Below are 16197 nucleotides of genomic sequence, written 5' to 3'. Positions count from 1 at the left end.
CGCCCTTTCGGGGTGGGCGACACGCGGCGTTATGGTGGGTGCACACCACACGGGAGCCCGGTGCACCGGGCTGAGAGGCGGGCTGGAGCGGCCTGCGACCGTCCGAACCTGATCCGGGTCATGCCGGCGAAGGGAGAATCAGCGACGTGGCACGGTCCCATTCCGACGTGCTGGTGGTCGGCGGCGGCATCATCGGGCTCGGCGTCGCCTGGCGGGCGGCGCAGCGCGGCCTGGCCGTGGCCCTGGTCGATCCCGTGCCCGGCGGCGGCGCCGCGCAGGTCGCCGCGGGCATGCTGGCGCCGGTGACGGAGCTGCAGTACGGCGAGGAGCCGCTGCTGCGCCTGGGCATGGCGTCGAACGAGAGGTACGGGGCGTTCGCGGCCGAGCTGACCGAGGCGACCGGCCTGGACACCGGCTACCGGCGGACGGGCACCCTGGCGGTTGCGCTGGACGCGGACGACCGCGAGGAGCTTCGCGAGCTGCACGCCTTCCAGGCCCGGCTGGGCCTGGACTCGCAGTGGCTGACCGGCCGGGAGTGCCGCCGGCTGGAGCCGATGCTGGCGCCGGGGGTGCGCGGCGGTCTGCTGGTCACCGGGGACCACCAGGTGGACGGGCGGCGGCTCGCCCGGGCGCTGGTGGTGGCCTGCGAGCGGGCCGGGGTGGTGCTGCACCGGGCGTCCGCGGTCGAGCTGCTCGTCGAGCACGGCCGGGCGGCCGGGGTGCGGACCGACGGCGGCGACGTGCTCTCGGGCGGGCAGGTCGTGCTGGCCGCGGGCTGCCGCAGCCACCTGCTGCCGGGCCTGCCGGACGGCGTGCTGCCGCCGGTGCGGCCGGTGAAGGGCCAGGTGCTGCGTCTGCAGGTACCCGAGGCGTACCGGCCGTTCCTGTCGCGGAACGTGCGGGCGGTGGTCCGTGGGCAGCACATCTACCTGGTGCCGCGGGCGGACGGTGAGCTGGTGATCGGCGCGACCAGCGAGGAGCAGGGCTTCGACACCACGGTGACCGCCGGCGGGGTCTACGAACTGCTGCGGGACGCGCACGAGTTGGTACCGGGTCTGACCGAGCTGCCGCTGGTGGAGACCGGTGCCGGGCTGCGTCCCGGTTCGCCCGACAACGCGCCGCTGCTCGGCCCGACCCTGCTGCCCGGGCTGGTCGCCGCCACCGGCCACTACCGCAACGGTGTGCTGCTGACGCCGGTGACCGCCGACCTGCTCGGCGAGTACCTGGCGACCGGGAGCGTCCCGGAGCTCGCCGCCCCCTTCTCCCCCGACCGTTTCCACTCGAAGGCCCTCGCATGCTGAACACCGATCCGGTGCCCGTCCCCCTGACCGTCAACGGCGAGCCGCGCGAGCTGCCCGCGGGCACCACGCTGGCCGAGGTGGTGGCCCGGGTGTCCGCCGCGAACACCGGTGTGGCGGCGGCGGTCAACGAGGCCGTGGTGCCGCGCGGCGCCTGGCCGGCCACGGTGCTCGGCGCGGGCGACCGGGTGGAGATCCTCACCGCCGTCCAGGGAGGCTGACGATGGCCGACGACCTGTTCACGATCGCGGACACGGCGTTCACCTCGCGCCTGATCATGGGCACCGGCGGCGCCCCCAGCCTGGACGTGCTGGAGCAGGCGCTGCAGGTGTCCGGTACCGAGCTGACCACGGTGGCGATGCGCCGGGTCAACGCCTCGACCCAGGGGTCGGTGCTGGACGTGCTGACCCGCAACGGGATCCGGGTGCTGCCCAACACGGCGGGCTGCTTCACCGCCGGCGAGGCCGTGCTGACGGCCCGTCTGGCCCGCGAGGCGCTCGGCACCGACTGGGTGAAGCTGGAGGTGATCGCGGACGAGCGGACGCTGCTGCCCGACCCGATCGAGCTGCTGGACGCCGCGGAGACCCTGGTCGACGACGGCTTCACGGTGCTGCCGTACACCAACGACGACCCGGTCCTGGCACGCAAGCTGGAGGACGTCGGCTGTGCGGCGATCATGCCGCTGGGCTCGCCGATCGGCTCGGGCCTGGGCATCCGCAACCCGCACAACTTCCAGCTGATCGTGGAGAGTGCGGGTGTGCCGGTGGTCCTGGACGCGGGCGCGGGCACCGCCTCCGACGTGGCGCTGGCGATGGAGCTGGGCTGTTCGGCGGTGATGCTGGCCTCGGCGGTGACGCGGGCTCAGGACCCGGTGCTGATGGCGGACGCGATGAAGCGGGCCACCGAGGCCGGCCGGCTGGCGTACCGTGCGGGCCGCATCCCGCGTCGCTTCCACGCCGAGGCCTCCTCCCAGATGGCCGGCCGCGCCCACCTGGACACCCGCGAACACCCGGCGTTCTAGGGAGCACCTCCGGCGGCGCATGTCTCAACATCGGCACAACCGCGCCGCGGGCGGCGCTGTCCCGGGCCGAGGGTCACCCCTGCGTCCTACACTCCTCGGGTGGACATGACGCTCGACGACCCCCTGATCGGTGCCCTGCTCGACGGCCGGTACCGGGTTGATCGGCGCATCGCCGTCGGAGGCATGGCCACGGTGTACCGCGGGACGGACACCCGGCTGGACCGGGTCGTCGCGCTGAAGGTGATGCACCCCGCGCTGGCCGCCGACGGCGGCAACGAGTTCACCGGCCGGTTCATCCGCGAGGCGAAGGCCGTGGCTCGGCTGTCCCACCCGAACGTGGTGAACGTCTTCGACCAGGGCGCGGACGGCCGGGCGGTGTTCCTGGCGATGGAGTACGTGCCCGGCCGGACCTTGCGCGACCTGCTGCGCGACCGCGGGGCGCTGTCGGCGCGGGCCGCGCTGGACATCCTGGAGCCGGTGCTGGCGGCGCTCGGCGCGGCGCACCGGGCGGGCCTGGTGCACCGGGACGTCAAGCCGGAGAACGTGCTGATCACCGACGGCGGCATGGTGAAGGTCGCGGACTTCGGCCTGGTGCGGCTGCTGACCGGCACCGAGGGCGCCGGCGACGCCGTCACCAGCACCACCTCGACCGGCACGGTGCTCGGCACCGTCTCCTACCTCGCGCCGGAGCAGATCCGTCAGGACGGCCCGACCGACCAGCGGGTCGACGTGTACGCGGCCGGCATCCTGCTGTACGAGATGCTGACCGGCGCCAAGCCGCACACCGGCGAGAACGCCATGCAGGTGATCTACCGGCACCTGAACGAGGACGTCCCGGCGCCGTCGCTGGCCGCGCCGGGGGTCGGCCGCGAGCTGGACGCCATAGTGGCCGCCGCGACCGCCCGCGACCCGCAGGCCCGTCCGTGGGACGCGGTGGAGCTGCTGGCCGCGCTGCAGCGGGCCCGCCGGGCGCTCACCCCGGCCCAGCTGGACGCCGAGCCGCCGGCCTCGACCCGGCCGACCCCGCAGTACCCGACCGGCGAGATCACCGCGGTGGTCGACCGTCCGGTGGAGCGCACCAGCGTGCTGGACGTGCCGGCCGATCTGCTGACCCCGCCGCGGCCGTACGACGAGACGGCACCGGCCCGCCCGCCCCGGGCGCCGCGTCCGCCGCGCTCACGCGCCCCGCTGGTCTGGGGTGCGGTGATCGCGGTGGTGCTGCTGCTGGTCGGCGGGGCGACGTACCTGCTCTCGGACGGGCTGTACACGACGGTGCCGACGGTGCTCGGGCAGACCGAGGCGCAGGCGGTGGCGACGCTGGACAGGGCGGGGCTGCGCGGTACGTTCAGCCAGCAGTTCAGCGAGACCGTCAAGGCCGGGCAGGTGATCTCCACCGATCCCGGGGTGGGCGCGCGTGCCCGCAAGAGCGATCCGGTGAAGGTGCTGCTGTCCAAGGGCCCGGACCGGGTGCCGGTGCCGTCCGTGGAGGGTCTGCCGCTGGAGCAGGCCCGCAAGGCGCTGACCGATGCCAGGCTGACCCCGGGGACGACCCGGGAGGAGTTCGACGACGACGTGCCCGAGGGGTCGGTGATCAGCGTGGAGCCGGGCGTCGGCACCTCGGTCAGCCCGAACACGCCGGTCGCTCTGGTGGTCAGCAAGGGCATGCAGCCGGTGCCCGACGTGGTCGGCCTGAGCAAGGACGACGCCGCCAAGGCACTCACCGACGCCGGCTTCAAGGTGCAGGCCACCGGACTGAACCTGTTCGGCGGCAAGGTCACCGGGCAGGCGCCCAAGGCCGGCACCCCCCGCGCGCAGGGCAGCACCGTGGTGATCAGCTTCGGGCTGTTCTAGGACTGTCTTCACGGGCGTACGGATGCCACAGAGGGGCGCGTGGGGGCACCTGAATTGCCCCTCCGAGCGGCTCGGCGGGGACGGCCGTCAGCGCAGCGGCCCGTCCCCGGGCTTCTCCTGGTAGGAGTAGCGCTGCTCGGCCCACGGGTCGGCGAGGTTGTGGTAGCCGCGCTCCTCCCAGAAGCCGCGGCGGTCGGCCCGCATGTACTCGACCGCACGGACCCACTTGGGGCCCTTCCAGGCGTACAGGTGCGGCACCACGAGGCGGACGGGGAAGCCGTGCTCGACGGTGAGCGGCTCGCCGTTGCGGTGGGTGGCGAAGACGGTCTGCGGGTCGGTGAAGTCGGCGATCCGCAGGTTGGCGCTGTAGCCGTACTCGGCCCAGACCATGACGTGGGTGACGCCGGGGGCCGGCGGCACCAGGTCGAGGACGGTCTTGGCGGCGACGCCGCCCCACTCGTTGCCGAGCATCGAGAAGCGGGTGACGCAGTGCAGGTCGCCGCGGACGGTCACGCGCGGCAGTGCGTGGAAGCCCTCGAAGTCCCAGCGGTGCTTCTCGGCCGAGGCGGTCGCCCCGAACACCTGGAAGTCCCAGCTCTGCGGCTTGAAGCGGGGCACCGGTCCGTAGTGCAGCACAGGCCAGCCGCGCTGGAGGCGCTGGCCGGGAGGGAGTCGAGGGTCGGACGGCTGCGGTGGTTCCGGTTCGTGCTGACCCATGCCTCCATGGTCGCAGACGGCGGGCGGTACGCGTTGCGCGCCCCTCACGCACGCCCCCTCCATCGAACCCGCACATCGGAAAATCGGACATAACTCCTAGATGGGGGTAAGTGTGAACTTACTGGAAACCATGCCCGCTCCAGTGCCACGATGCGGGCAAGCGACGGACGGCTATCAGGAAGGCACGCCATGCAGGGCGACCCCGAGGTCATCGAGTTCCTCAACGAGCAGCTCACCGCCGAGCTCACTGCCATCAACCAGTACTTCCTGCACGCCAAGATGCAGGAGAACAACGGCTGGACGAAGCTCGCCGCCTACACCCGGCACGAGTCCTTCGACGAGATGAAGCACGCGGAGACGCTGACCGACCGGATCCTCTTCCTGGACGGCCTGCCCAACTACCAGCGGCTGTTCCACGTCCGGATCGGCCAGACGGTCAGGGAGATGTTCGAGGCCGACCGTCAGATCGAGGTCGAGGCCATCGACCGGCTGCGCCGCGGCATCGTCGTCATGCGGGCCAAGAACGACGTCACCTCGGCCAACATCTTCGAGTCGATCCTCGCCGACGAGGAACACCACATCGACTACCTGGACACCCAGCTCGAACTGCTGGAGAAGCTGGGCGAGCCGCTCTACCTGGCACAGCTCATCGAGCAGCCGGAGAGCTGAGACGCCGACCGGCGCATGGCGCGCGGCGGCGGGCGGGAACTAGGCGGCTTCGAGACCGCGCTCGGGCGCGGTCTCAGCGGCGGAATCGGCCAGCCCCAGCTTTGCGGCCAGCCTGGCCGTCGGGCACGGGCGGGCGCCGTGCTCCCCGAGCAGGGCCTGGATCCGGCGGACGCAGGAACCGCAGTCGGTGCCGGCCTTGCAGCCCTTGGCTATCTGCCGCGGAGTGACGGCGCCGCCGTCGATCTCCCGCTTGACCTGGGCCTCGGTGACCGCATGGCACATGCACACGTACATCGGCGGCTCTCCCGGGCTGGTGTTCGTTGATCGGCAAGGTTCGCCTTACCTCGCTAAGCCTTACCTTACCCAAGGTACCCGCAAAGCAAAGCCCCTCCGCTCCCGGTGGCCCGGAAAGCGGAGGGGCGTTTGTCACATTGCGATCATCGCGGGCGCCGGCCTCACTGGTTGCGGTACATCTCCGCGACCAGGAAGGCCAGGTCGAGCGACTGGCTGCGATTGAGCCGCGGGTCGCAGGCCGTCTCGTAGCGCTGGTGCAGGTCGTCGACGAGGACCTCGTCGCCACCGCCCACGCACTCGGTGACGTCGTCACCGGTGAGCTCCACGTGGATGCCGCCCGGGTGGGTGCCGAGCGCGCGGTGCACCTCGAAGAAGCCCTTGACCTCGTCGAGCACGTCGTCGAAGCGGCGGGTCTTGTGGCCGGTCTCGGCCTCGAAGGTGTTGCCGTGCATCGGGTCGCAGATCCACACCGGCTGGGCACCGGAGGCGGTGACCTTCTCGACCAGGGCGGGCAGGTGCTCGCGGATCTTGCCCGCACCCATCCGGGTGATGAAGGTCAGCCGGCCCGGCTCGCGGTCCGGGTCGAGCCGGTCGATCAGGGTGAGCGCCTCGTCGACCGTGGTGGTCGGGCCGAGCTTCACGCCGATCGGGTTGCGGATCTTCGAGGCGAACTCGATGTGCGCGTGGTCCAGCTGACGGGTGCGCTCGCCGATCCAGACCATGTGGCCGGAGACGTCGTACAGGTCACCGGTGCGCGAGTCGGTGCGGGTCAGCGCCGTCTCGTAGTCCAGGATCAGCGCCTCGTGCGAGGAGTAGAACTCGACCGTCCGGAACTCCTCCGGGGCCACCCCGCAGGCGTTCATGAAGGCCAGCGCGTTGTCGATCTCCCGGGCGAGCTGCTCGTACCGCTGGCCCGACGGCGAGTTGCGCACGAAGTCCTGGTTCCAGGCGTGCACCTGGCGCAGGTCGGCGTAGCCGCCGGTGGTGAAGGCGCGCACCAGGTTGAGCGTCGCGGCGGACGCGTTGTACATCCGCTTGAGCCGCTCCGGGTCCGGGATGCGCGACTCGGGGGTGAAGTCGAAACCGTTCACCGAGTCGCCGCGGTAGACCGGCAGGGTGACGCCGTCCCGGGTCTCGGTCGACTTCGAGCGCGGCTTGGAGTACTGGCCGGCGATCCGCCCGACCTTGACCACCGGCACCGACGCGGCGTACGTGAGCACGGCCGCCATCTGCAGCAGGGTCTTCAGCTTGTTGCGGATCTGCTCGGCGGACACGCCGTCGAACGCCTCGGCACAGTCGCCGCCCTGCAGCAGGAAGGCCTCTCCACGCGCGACGGCACCGAGCCGGGCGCGCAGCTGGTCGCACTCGCCGGCGAAGACGAGCGGCGGATACGAGGCGAGGTCCGCAAGGGTCTTGCGCAGAGCCTCTTGGTCCGGCCATTCGGGCTGCTGCGCCGCGGGCAGGGACTGCCAGGAGAAGGCAGCCCCGTTTGTCTCAGTTGTCACGGTCACGAAGCAAGGCTACGGGGTGTGACAAGCGAATTGTGCCCGCCGCCCGATGGGTGAGACGGGTGATGGACATTTCGGTGAGCGACTTCACACCGCCGGGGCATCCGCTACGCTCGTCCCCGTGACCGCACCGCACACCTTCTCCTGGTGGTGGGCCAGCCCGATGGGCGGCCCACAGCTCGCGCGTCCCTAAGACGACACGACGGCCGCCCCTCGGGGCGGCCGTCTGCGTGTTCCGAAGGAGCAGGCGGCCCTCCCGCGAAGAGCGACCGACCCGCCCGCCTCCCGGAAGGAACGCCGTACCGTGACCCGCCCTGCCGACCTGGTCGCCCGTCTCACCGCCCCCGGCGCCCCCGCGTTCGCCCTGCTGCACCGCCGCGCCCCCCGGCTCGCCCCGGACACCGTCGAGGTGCTGATCGGCACCGTCGGCGTCCACGACACGCTCGCCGACCTCCCGGTGCCGGACGGCGCACCCGCCGGCGGCCCCCGGCACGACCTGCTCGCCCTCGTCCCCTACCGGCAGATCCGCGAACGCGGCTTCGACGCCCACGACGACGGCACCCCGCTGCAGGCGCTCGCCGTCGAGGAGCAGCACGCCCTCCCCCTCGACGAGCTGCTGCCCGCGCTGCCGCAGCGTCCCGTCCGGCTCACCGGCGGCGGCTTCGACATCGCCGACGAGGAGTACGCGGAGATCGTCCGCCGCGTCATCGAGGACGAGATCGGCCGCGGCGAGGGCGCCAACTTCGTCGTCCGCCGGGACTTCCGCGGCCGGCTGGAGGGCTTCGACACCGCGCTGGCGCTCACGCTCTTCCGGCGGCTGCTGGAGCAGGAGCGGGGCGCGTACTGGACCTTCCTGGTGCACACCGGGGACCGGGTCCTGGTCGGAGCGTCGCCGGAGGTGCACGTTCGGCAGTCCGGCGGCACCGTCGTGATGAACCCCATCTCCGGCACCTACCGCCACCCGGCCGGCGGCCCGACCGTCGACTCCCTGCTGGACTTCCTGCACGACCCCAAGGAGCTGGAGGAGCTCACCATGGTGGTCGACGAGGAACTCAAGATGATGTGCACCGTCGGCGACCTCGGCGGGCAGGTGCTCGGCCCCCGGCTCAAGGAGATGGCCCACCTCGCGCACACCGAGTACGAGCTCCGCGGGCGCACCTCGCTGGACGTCCGCGAGGTGCTCAAGGAGACCATGTTCGCGGCGACCGTCACCGGCAGCCCGGTGCAGAACGCCACCCGGGTCATCCGCCGCTACGAGGCCACCGGCCGCGGCTACTACTCCGGCGCGCTCGCCCTGATCGGCCGCTCCGCCAGCGGCGGCCAGCAGCTCGACTCCCCCATCTGCATCCGGACCGCCGACGTCGACCCGGCCACCGGGGAGCTGGTCGTGCGGGTCGGCGCCACCCTCGTCCGGCACTCCGACCCGCACTCCGAGGTCGCCGAGACCCACGCCAAGGCCGCCGGCGTGCTCACCGCGATCGGCGCCCGCCCCGCCCCGCCGAGGCCCGCCGGCCGCGGAGCGGGCCCGCGCCTCGCCGACGACCACCGGGTGCAGGCCGCCCTCGACGCCCGCCGGGCCGGCCTCGCCCCGTTCTGGCTGCGGATGCAGCAGGGCGCCGAGCCCATCGAGGGCCTGGACACCCTGGTCGTCGACGGCGAGGACACCTTCACCTCGATGCTCGCCCACCTGCTGTCCTCGCTCGGACACCGGGTCACCGTGCTCCGCTACGACACCCCCGGCCTGCGGGAACGGGTCGCCGCCCACACCGGGCCGCTGGTGCTCGGCCCCGGCCCCGGCGACCCGGCCGACCCCGCCGACGCCAAGATGGCCGTCCTGCGGCCGATCGTCACCGACGCGCTGGCCGCCGTCCGCACCGGCGCCCGCACCGCGCCGCTGCTCGCCGTCTGCCTCAGCCACCAGCTGCTCTCCGCCGAACTCGGCCTGCCGCTGGGCCGCAAGGCCGTCCCCTACCAGGGCGCCCAGGAGACCATCGACCTGTTCGGCACCCGCCGCACGGTCGGCTTCTACAACACCTTCACCGCCCGCTGCGACGCCGCCGCCGCCGCACGGCTCGCCGCGGAGGGCGTGGAGGTCGCCCGCGACCCGCTCACCGGCGACGTCCACGCCCTGCGCGGGCCCGGCTTCGCCGCCCTGCAGTTCCACCCCGAGTCCGTCCTCACCCGCGAGGGCGTCGACATCGTCGCCGGACTCCTCGGCGCCGCGGCCCCCGTCCCCGGCTGACCGCCCGCAGGCAGGGGCCAAGGGCCACAGGGGGCGCGGGGAACTGCGCGCGTCGGAAGTGACGGCGCCGCACCTCCGTCCCGCGCAGTTCTCCCGCCCCCGGGTGGTCCCAGGGCGATCGGCCCGCGGCACACCGTCCGGCGGACCGCCTCCGCGGCGCAGCCTCCGGACCACGCGGCGCACGAGCGCACCTCGGCCGACGGCGGCCCGACCGTGCTGCTGCTCGTCGAGCACTGCTGAGCCCGCAGGCTCCTAGCCCTGGCTCAGTTCGTCGTCCAGGCCCTGCTCGATCGCGTAGCGGACGAGTTCGACGCGGTTGTGCAGCTGGAGCTTGCCCAGGGTGTTCTGCACGTGGTTCTGCACGGTGCGGTGCGAGAGCACCAGGCGGTCGGCGATCTGGCGGTACGACAGCCCCTTGGCGACCAGCCGCAGCACCTCGGTCTCCCGGCCGGTCAGCTGCGGGGCGGCAGGAGCCGCGGCGGGGGCGGGTTCGGTGGCCAGCCGGCGGAACTCGCCGAGGACGAGGCCAGCCAGGCCCGGGGTGAAGACCGGGTCGCCGAGCGCGGTGCGGCGGACGGCGTCGATCAGCTCGTCCCGGCCCGCGGACTTCACCAGGTAGCCGGTGGCACCGGACTTGACCGCCTCCAGGACGTCGGCGTGCTCGCCGCTCGCGGAGAGCACCAGCACCCGGGCGGTCGGGTCGTGCGAGACGATCCGCCGGCAGACCTCGACCCCGGGCAGCGCGGGCAGGTTGAGGTCGAGCACGACGACCTGCGGGGTGGTGGCCAGGGCCCGGCGGACGGCCTCCTCGCCGTCGCCCGCGGTGGCGACGACGGCGAACCCGGCGTCGGCGAGGTCCCTGGAGACGGCGTCCCGCCACATCGGGTGGTCGTCCACGACCATGACCCGCACCTGATCCGACATCACTGCCCCTTCCTGGGGACCCGCATCTCGACCTCGGTGCCCTCGCCGGGCACCGAGTACAGCTCGGCCGTACCGCCGAGGTCGCGCAGCCGGCCGCGGATGGACTGCGAGACGCCGAGGCGTCCGGCCTGTTCCGCCTCGCCGAGCCGCCCGGCGGCGAATCCGGCGCCGTCGTCGCGGACGGAGACGGTGACCGCGTCCGGCTCGTCCTCGACGAGGATCCAGGCCCGGGCGTCCTCCCCCGCGTGGCGGCGGACGTTGTCCAGGGCGGCGCCCACCGCGGCGGCGAGTTCGGCGGCGGCGTGTGCGGGCAGCAGCACGGGGGTGCCGGGCGCGGAGACGGTGACCCGCTCGCCGGCGTGCGGGGCGATCAGCTGCCGGAGGTCTCGCTCGGCGGGTGGCGGCTCGTCGACCGCCTGGGCGGGCAGCGGTCCGCCGGTCATCAGCGCCCGTAGGGCGCGTTCCTGTTCGCCGGCCAGCCGGCCGAGGTCTCCGAGGTCTCCGAGGTCGCCCTCGCGGCGCTGGACGAGGGCGAGCACCTGGAGGACGCCGTCGTGGATGTCCCGGGAGAGCCGCTCCCGTTCGCGGGTGGCGGCCTCGACCTGGAGCGCCCGGGTGAGCACCGCCTCGCTGGCGCGCGCGAGTTCGATGACGTAGCCGATGGCGCAGCCGGCCACCATCAGCAGCACGATGTTGTGGATGTTGTCGGGGGTGATGCCGCCGTGGCCGAGGATGTTGGCGAGGCCGACGACGGTGGCGGCGAAGGCCGCGGGCTTCCAGCCGCCCTTGCCGGCGAAGCCGAGCACGGTGCCGGCCGCCCAGATGGTGGGCAGGGTGGGGGCGCCGGCGTGGATGCGCTCGGGCTTGTCGATGATCCCGCTCATCACGATGCCGGTGACGGCGAACGCGAGGTCGGTGCCGAGCACGTACCAGGTGCAGCGCTGCGGGCCGGCGAAGGCCCGGGAGCTGGCGAGCGTCCACAGGGTGAGTGCGCCGAAGTAGATCCAGCCGGAGACCGGGTGGAGGAAGTCGTTGAAGGAGCTGAGGTAGCGCAGGATCGCGTAGCTCAGGGCGAGCACCCGGAAGTAGCCGATCGCCCGCCACAGCGGCATCTCGACGGACATGCCGCCGACGGTCAGTGCGCCCGACCGCTGCACCGCGGCCGCGACGGTACCGAACCGCCGGGTCGCGAGCCCGGCTCTGTGGTCCTCCGCCATCTGTCCCCCCGACCCCGGCCTGCCCTACTCGGGCTTGTCCTGCTGCTCCTGCTGCTCCTGCTGCTCCTGCTCCAGCCGCGCGGCCTCCTCCTTGGCGGCCTTCTCGGCCTCCTTCTCGGCTGCCTTCTCCGCCTTCTGCGCGGCACGGCGCTCCGCGTCGGCGCGCTTCTTGTCCTCGGTGATCTGGCGCTTGGCGGCGGTGGCGTAGATGTCCACGTACTCCTGGCCGGAGAGCCGCATGATCTCGTACATCACCTCGTCGGTGACGGAGCGGAGGATGAAGCGGTCGTTCTCCATGCCGTGGTAGCGGGAGAAGTCGAGCGGGCGGCCGATCCGGATGCCGGGGCGGATGCCGAAGTTGGGGACGACCTGGCCGGGCGGCTGCACCTTCTCGGTGTCGATCATGGCGACCGGGATGACCGGGGCGCCGGTCTGCAGCGCGACCCGGGCGAGGCCGCCGACCTTGCCGCGGTAGAGCTTGCCGTCGGGCGAGCGGGTGCCCTCCGGGTAGACGCCGAACAGCTCGCCGCGCTCCAGCACGGCGACGGCGCTGCGGATCGCCGCCTCGCCGGCGCCGCGCACTCCGGACCTGTCGACCGGCAGCTGGCCGACGCCCTTGAAGAAGGCGGCGGTCAGCTTGCCCTTGAGGCCGGGGGTGTTGAAGTACTCGGCCTTGGCGATGAAGGTGATCCGGCGCTTGATCAGCGCGGGGAAGAAGAAGGAGTCCGAGAAGGACAGGTGGTTGCTCGCGATGATCGCGGGACCCTCGTCGGGGATGTTCTCCGCGCCCTCGATCCACGGCCGGAAGAAGATCCGCAGCAACGGCGCGACGATCATCTTCATCAGTCGGTAGAACAACCCGGGCCTCCTGTTGTGCGGACCGGTCGATCCTAATGCCCACGGCCGCGCACGTGTGCACCGGCAGGCCCGTGAAGCGGCGGCTGCGGCCCTGTACGGGCCGCCGCGCGCGTGGGACGATGCCGATCCGGGTACCCGCGGGTAGCCGCTGCGCTCCCTCCGGCCTCGTCCGGCGCCCGCGTTCCCGTCCGAGATCACGTCCGAGATCACGTCCGAGATCACGTCCGAGCGAAGGAGCTCCGAGGATGCCGCTGCTGCCCGGTGCAGAACCGTTTCACCACAAGGGCGGGCCGGTCGGCGTGCTCCTCGTCCACGGCTTCACCGGATCGCCGCGGTCCATGCGGCCGTGGGCCGACCACCTCGCCGCCGCCGGCCTGACCGTCGCGCTGCCGCTGCTGCCCGGCCACGGCACCCGCTGGCAGGACATGCAGCAGACCCGCTGGGAGGACTGGTACGCGGAGGTCGACCGCGAACTGCGGGCCCTGCTGGACGGTTGCGAGCAGGTCTTCGTCTGCGCCCTCTCCATGGGCGGCGCCCTCGCACTGCGGCTCGCCGCACGGCACGGCGACGCGATCTCCGGCATCGTCCTGGTCAATCCGTCGGTCCGCTCGGACAACCCGGCGACCGTCCTGCTGCCCGCCCTGCGGCACCTCGTCCCCAGCCTGCCCGGCATCGCCGACGACATCGCCCTGGAGGGCGTCTCCGAGTACGGCTACGACCGCACGCCGCTGCACGCGGCCTGGTCGCTCTCCCGCCTCTGGCGCACCGTCCAGGCCGAACTGCCCGCCGTCCGGCAGCCGGTGCTGCTGCTGCGCAGCCCGCAGGACCACGTGGTCTCCCCGGCCAACTCGGAACTGGTGCTCGCCCGGATATCCTCGACGGACGTGACGGAAAAGCTGTGCGAGCGCAGTTACCACGTCGCCACGCTGGACCACGACGCCGGGATGATCTTCGAGGAGAGCCTCGAATTCGTCCGCCGTCTGGCGCCGGCGGCCAAGACCGATGCGACGACCGATGCCGAGCACCACCTGGGCTGAAGGGCCGGTAGTGAACGAGACCAGCAAGGCGGGCGGCGGCGAGGAGCTGCCCGAGGACGGCACCGCGAAGCCCGGACAGGACCAGGAGAGGTCCGCCGGTTCCGAGCCGCCCGCCCGGCGGCCCGCGGCCGGCAGCCAGGCCGAACAGGACGCGATCTTCGCCGCCCTGGTCGCGCAGTTCGACGACCCCGTCGACCTGACCAACCCGGACTGGCCGGAGATCGAGAACCTCCGCGCCCAGGAGCCCCCGGCCGCGGACTCCTTCGACGAGTTCGCACCCCGGCCACGGCCGCGACCCGGACCGACCACCCCCGAGCAGGTGGCCGGGCCGGCCTCCGGCCCGCGCGACTACGAGGTCCAGGAGGACCCGGACGAGGGCCACTTCGTCCCGCCGGAGCCCCCGCCGCTGCCCAAGGCCGACACCACGGCCAAGTTCGCCTGGCTCGCCGTGCTCGGCGGCCCTGCCCTGCTGCTGATCGACACCGTCGTCTGGCACGAGGTGGCCGGCTGGCCCGCCTGGGTCGGCGTCACCGCCTTCCTCGGCGGCTTCGTCACCCTCGTCGCCCGGATGAAGGACAAGGACGACGACGAGCCGGAGGACCCGATGGGCGGCGCCGTCGTCTGACCGCCCGCCCCGAGCAGTGGCCGCCGCCCGCCCGTAGCCTGGAAGGGCAGGAGGCGACGGCCATGGCACGGATCGGCACCCTGGTGGGAGCGGCGGCGTTATCAGTGGCGCTGGCCGCCGCGGGCTGCAGCAGCCACTCGGTGGTGACGGCCCCCGCGAGCAGTCCGGCGGGCAGCCCGGGTGCCGGCTCCGGCGGATCTGCCGGGTCGCCGAAGTCGGCCCAGGTCGGGGACACCCTCGAACTGGCCGGCAACGAGCAGGGCGCCCGGATGGCCGTGACGGTGACGGCAGTGGCCGACCCGGCGACCGCGGCGAACTCCATCTCCACGCCCGGCACCGGCGAGCGGTTGGTCGCCGTGCAGTTCCGGCTCCAGAACATCGGCTCGGCGGTGTACTCCGACGCACCGGCCAACAGCGCCACCGTGATCGACGAGCAGGGGCAGGGCTTCAACACCGCGGTAGGCGCCGAGGTTACGGCCGGGCCGGGGTTCCCCGCCGGGGTGCACATCGCCCCCGGGGACAGTGCGCTCGGCTACCTCGCCTTCGACGTCCCGGCGGACTCCCGCCTAGCCAGGGCCCAGTTCACCCTGAACTCCGGCTTCGCTGCGCAGACCGGTCAGTGGGTGCTGCCGGTCGCCCCGGCGACCTCCGCCCCGGCCGCCACGGCCACGCAGACCGCGACCGTCACCGCCACGGCCGCCGCGAGCCCCCGGCCGACCGCCGCTGCACCGCGCCAGGTCGTCGAGGACTACTACGCCGCGATCAATGCCCGTGACTACGCCCGCGCCTGGGCCCTCGGCGGCCGAAACCTGGCACCGAGCTACGGGCAGTTCGTCAACGGCTTCGCCGGCACCGCGGCCGACGTCCTCACCGTCACGGCCGTCCACGGCGACACCGTCTCCGTCCTCCTGGACGCCCTGCAGACCGACGGCACCCACCGCCACTACGCCGGCACCTACACCGTCCGCAACGGCGTCATCGTCGCCGCCACGGTCCACTGAGCCGACCGGCCCCCGGCCGCGGCCCGGCCCTGTGTCCCGGCCCGCGGCTCAGTCCCGTCTCTCGGCCCCGGCGGGGATCCGCACCACCGCCACCACCGGCAGATGGTCCGTCGCCGCCAACAGGTCCGCCGCCGAGACGCCCGGCAACCCCTGCGGCACCCCGCAGGCCAGGACCTCCACGCCGGGCGTCGCGAAGACCGCGTCGATCCGCTGGTGGGGGTCGGCCGGGACGGAGGTGAAGGTGCCGCCCCAGGGGGCGACGGTGTGGGCGTCCTGGTACTCGGCGGCGAGGCGGCGCCAACCCGGGCCGTCGGGGTGCTCGTTGAAGTCTCCGGCGATGATGCCGTGCTCGCCGGGGTCGAACTGGCCCGGGAGCAGCGCGAACTGGCGGAGCCGTTCGGCCGGGTCGAGGGAGAGGTGGCAGCTGGTCACCGCGAACGGGGCCGAGCCGCCCACCCGGAGCAGGGCGGTGGCGAATCCGCGGGCGTGCAGCCCGCGGGTCTTGGGCAGCAGCCGGTCCCGGACGGCGAGGACCTCGACCCGCAGCTTTCCGAGCAGCAGCGGTCCGGCGGCGATCCGGCCGCCGCCGGAGAGGATGACGGTGCCGGTGCGGTGGGCGAGCCGGGCGGCCTGCTTCTCGGGCCGCCAGTACCGCGGGGACTCCTGGATGCAGACCACGTCCGGGTCGCAGGCGCGGATCACCCGCACGAGGGCGTCCCGGTCGTCCCGCAGCGAGCGGACGTTGTAGCTGAGGATGCGGACCCGCTGGGCGCCGTCGGGTTCGGCTCCGGAGTCGGGCAGGGCGGCCGGCCCGGTCGGCGGCACGGGTCCGGGGGCTGCGGACGGCTGCTCGGCAGGCATGCCGGTCATGCTAACGGCGAGGCCGGGGCCGTTGCCCGAGCCTCGCCGTCGAAGAGCGGACGAGCCGTCAGCTC

General features: G+C 73.2%; 16 protein-coding genes and 1 riboswitch. Of the genes, 9 read left to right on the top strand and 7 right to left on the bottom strand.

Translation table 11 applies throughout. The features are described 5' to 3' along the window. Nucleotides 1-39 precede the first annotated feature (39 nt). Nucleotides 40-152: riboswitch (TPP riboswitch) on the top strand. From thiO to pknB, 4 genes are all read left to right on the top strand, one after another. Further along, nucleotides 147-1301: a glycine oxidase ThiO gene (gene thiO / locus KSNIM_RS27365; RefSeq protein WP_263105783.1), complete on the top strand. Its 1155-nt coding sequence runs from the start codon at nt 147-149 to the stop codon at nt 1299-1301. It overlaps the preceding riboswitch by 6 nt. Further along, complete coding sequence (gene thiS / locus KSNIM_RS27360) at nt 1295-1519, top strand: sulfur carrier protein ThiS (protein ID WP_263105782.1); 225 nt, start codon at nt 1295-1297, stop codon at nt 1517-1519. Before thiO ends, thiS begins: the two co-directional genes overlap by 7 nt. 2 nt (nt 1520-1521) lie before the next feature. Continuing rightward, on the top strand, nt 1522-2319 hold the full coding sequence (locus KSNIM_RS27355) for a thiazole synthase (RefSeq protein WP_263105781.1): 798 nt from the start codon (nt 1522-1524) through the stop codon (nt 2317-2319). A 105-nt stretch (nt 2320-2424) separates the two neighbouring features. Continuing rightward, the gene (gene pknB, locus KSNIM_RS27350) at nt 2425-4170 is read left to right on the top strand and encodes a Stk1 family PASTA domain-containing Ser/Thr kinase (RefSeq protein ID WP_263108129.1); all 1746 of its coding nucleotides are present in this window, start codon (nt 2425-2427) and stop codon (nt 4168-4170) included. Nucleotides 4171-4257: 87 nt separating this feature from the next. Here the strand turns inward: pknB and KSNIM_RS27345 are convergent, their stop codons facing one another. Then, a complete protein-coding gene (locus KSNIM_RS27345) occupies nt 4258-4887 on the bottom strand; it encodes a sulfite oxidase-like oxidoreductase (RefSeq protein WP_263105780.1) in 630 nt (209 codons plus the stop codon). 189 nt (nt 4888-5076) lie between these two features. Here KSNIM_RS27345 and bfr point away from each other — a divergent pair, with 189 nt between their 5' ends. Further along, on the top strand, nt 5077-5556 hold the full coding sequence (bfr, locus tag KSNIM_RS27340) for a bacterioferritin (RefSeq protein ID WP_263105779.1): 480 nt from the start codon (nt 5077-5079) through the stop codon (nt 5554-5556). 39 nt (nt 5557-5595) lie between these two features. On the opposite strand, the gene KSNIM_RS27335 is transcribed toward bfr, so the two are convergent. Continuing rightward, the gene (locus KSNIM_RS27335; RefSeq protein WP_263105778.1) at nt 5596-5850 is read right to left on the bottom strand and encodes a bacterioferritin-associated ferredoxin; all 255 of its coding nucleotides are present in this window, start codon (nt 5848-5850) and stop codon (nt 5596-5598) included. Nucleotides 5851-6011: 161 nt separating this feature from the next. After that, on the bottom strand, nt 6012-7361 hold the full coding sequence (locus tag KSNIM_RS27330) for a class II 3-deoxy-7-phosphoheptulonate synthase (protein ID WP_263105777.1): 1350 nt from the start codon (nt 7359-7361) through the stop codon (nt 6012-6014). 301 nt (nt 7362-7662) lie between these two features. Here KSNIM_RS27330 and KSNIM_RS27325 point away from each other — a divergent pair, with 301 nt between their 5' ends. Continuing rightward, the gene (locus tag KSNIM_RS27325; RefSeq protein WP_263105776.1) at nt 7663-9600 is read left to right on the top strand and encodes an anthranilate synthase family protein; all 1938 of its coding nucleotides are present in this window, start codon (nt 7663-7665) and stop codon (nt 9598-9600) included. A 252-nt stretch (nt 9601-9852) separates the two neighbouring features. Here KSNIM_RS27325 and KSNIM_RS27320 read toward each other — a convergent pair whose 3' ends face one another. The 3 genes from KSNIM_RS27320 to KSNIM_RS27310 all read right to left on the bottom strand — a co-directional run bounded on the left by KSNIM_RS27320 (nt 9853) and on the right by KSNIM_RS27310 (nt 12584). Beyond that, the gene (locus KSNIM_RS27320; protein ID WP_263105775.1) at nt 9853-10524 is read right to left on the bottom strand and encodes a response regulator; all 672 of its coding nucleotides are present in this window, start codon (nt 10522-10524) and stop codon (nt 9853-9855) included. Continuing rightward, nucleotides 10524-11648, bottom strand: coding sequence for a MacS family sensor histidine kinase (gene macS, locus KSNIM_RS27315; RefSeq protein WP_263105774.1), 1125 nt, complete (start codon nt 11646-11648; stop codon nt 10524-10526). The genes KSNIM_RS27320 and macS overlap by 1 nt, the downstream gene beginning before the upstream one ends. 117 nt (nt 11649-11765) lie before the next feature. Beyond that, nucleotides 11766-12584 carry a lysophospholipid acyltransferase family protein gene (locus tag KSNIM_RS27310; protein ID WP_263108128.1) on the bottom strand — a complete coding sequence of 273 codons (819 nt, stop codon included), beginning with the start codon at nt 12582-12584 and terminating at the stop codon, nt 11766-11768. 260 nt (nt 12585-12844) lie between these two features. Here KSNIM_RS27310 and KSNIM_RS27305 point away from each other — a divergent pair, with 260 nt between their 5' ends. From KSNIM_RS27305 to KSNIM_RS27295, 3 genes are all read left to right on the top strand, one after another. Further along, nucleotides 12845-13636 carry an alpha/beta hydrolase gene (locus KSNIM_RS27305; RefSeq protein ID WP_263105773.1) on the top strand — a complete coding sequence of 264 codons (792 nt, stop codon included), beginning with the start codon at nt 12845-12847 and terminating at the stop codon, nt 13634-13636. 10 nt (nt 13637-13646) lie between these two features. Then, on the top strand, nt 13647-14261 hold the full coding sequence (locus tag KSNIM_RS27300) for a hypothetical protein (protein WP_263105772.1): 615 nt from the start codon (nt 13647-13649) through the stop codon (nt 14259-14261). A 62-nt stretch (nt 14262-14323) separates the two neighbouring features. Further along, nucleotides 14324-15262 carry a DUF4352 domain-containing protein gene (locus KSNIM_RS27295; protein WP_263105771.1) on the top strand — a complete coding sequence of 313 codons (939 nt, stop codon included), beginning with the start codon at nt 14324-14326 and terminating at the stop codon, nt 15260-15262. Between the two features lie 48 nt (nt 15263-15310). Here KSNIM_RS27295 and KSNIM_RS27290 read toward each other — a convergent pair whose 3' ends face one another. Next, nucleotides 15311-16123, bottom strand: coding sequence for an endonuclease/exonuclease/phosphatase family protein (locus KSNIM_RS27290; RefSeq protein ID WP_263105770.1), 813 nt, complete (start codon nt 16121-16123; stop codon nt 15311-15313). Nucleotides 16124-16197 lie beyond the last annotated feature (74 nt).

The organism is Kitasatospora sp. DSM 101779, assembly GCF_025655475.1.
In the GTDB taxonomy this organism is placed as follows: Bacteria; Actinomycetota; Actinomycetes; order Streptomycetales; family Streptomycetaceae; genus Kitasatospora.
Note: the sequence above shows the minus strand (reverse complement) of the source record. Positions and strands in the feature narration are given on the sequence as shown.